At 65.3% G+C, this 1,356-nt stretch carries 1 protein-coding gene; it reads left to right on the top strand.

The window, feature by feature from the left end; translation table 11 throughout:
- The first annotated feature begins 95 nt into the window (after positions 1-95).
- Positions 96-1,289 carry an integrase gene (locus AADH62_RS14520; protein ID WP_228179575.1) on the top strand — a complete coding sequence of 398 codons (1,194 nt, stop codon included), beginning with the start codon at positions 96-98 and terminating at the stop codon, positions 1,287-1,289.
- The last annotated feature ends 67 nt before the right edge of the window (positions 1,290-1,356 follow it).

Raw genomic sequence — 1,356 nt, 5'->3', positions numbered from 1 at the left:
CGACTTGACTCATGTAAAAGGTCCGGGAACGGTGGCGTTTGCCTCAGATAGGAATGTCCGCGTAGTTCTCTGGCCGTGTGAGTCAGGAGTTGTCGATGGCCGCGCGCCGTGAGATCACGAAGAAGTTCGCCCGCGAGTATGTGCGGGCGGACAAGCATGCGAAGGGCGAGATCCTCGACGGGCTCGTCGCGGCGACCGGGTGGACGCGGGATCATGCGCGGCGGGCGATCCGATCCGCGAACGCCCGGACCGGTCCCGCGGGCCGGCAGCCCCGCAAACCGCGGGAGCGGAAGTACTCCTACGACGCGCTCGTGGTGTTGCAGGAGGTCTGGCGGCTGTCCGGTCAGCCCTCGGGCAAGTACCTCGCCGCGGTCATGGACGACACCTTGGAACGGCTCGTCCGGTTCGGTGAACTCGGCAAGGTCGGCCCTCGGGTCACCGACCTGGTGCTCGACGAACTGCGGTCGATGTCCGCGGCGACGATCGACCGGTACCTGAAACCGCACAAGGATGCCGCATACCCGGTCGCGCTGTCAGGCACGAAACCGTCGCACATCCTGCGGTCGTCGATCCCGCAGCGCACCGCGATGGATGCCCCGCTGACCGTGCCGGGGTTCTTGGAGCTGGACACCGTCGCGCACTGCGGCCACACCCTCAAGGGCGAGCACCTGTGGACGTTGAACGCGACCGACCCGGTGATCGGGTGGACGATGATGCGCACCGTCCGCAACAAGGCGTTCGTGCACGTGCACGAAGGGCTGAACTGGATCGCGAAGCACGCGCCGGTGCCGATCGCCGGGATGGACTTCGACAATGGATCCGAGTTCCTGAACTGGTCAGTGATCGCCTGGGCCGACAACCGCGACATCCCCCTGACCCGCGGACGACCGTACCAGCACAACGACAACGCGCACATCGAGCAACGCAACGGCGACTGGATCCGCAGACACGCGTTCCGCTACCGGTACGAGACCGACGCGGAAATGACGCTGCTGAACGAGCTATGGGACCTGGTGATGGCCCGCAAGAACCACCTGCTGCCCTGCGTGAAAGCGACCGGCTGGACCGCCACGAGATCCGGCCGAAAGAAGCGGATCTACGACACCCCCCGGACCCCGTACCAGCGACTCCTGGACAACGGCATCCTCGACGCCAAGACCAAGACGCGCCTCGAGCACGAGCATGCCAAGCTGAACCCGGCACGCATCACCCGACGGATCAACCAGATCCAGCAACAACTCATCGAACTGGCCTCAGCCCGCACCCAGGGAACCCGACCCGCCGCATGACCCACGCGGACATTTCACGTGAGGCAACCACGAATCACACCCGGACATCTTGACGTGAGGCAAGGCG

Origin of the sequence: Microbacterium schleiferi (assembly GCF_038150145.1) — a bacterium.
In the GTDB taxonomy this organism is placed as follows: Bacteria; Actinomycetota; Actinomycetes; order Actinomycetales; family Microbacteriaceae; genus Microbacterium; species Microbacterium schleiferi_B.
This window is presented reverse-complemented; position numbering and strand designations above follow the sequence as displayed.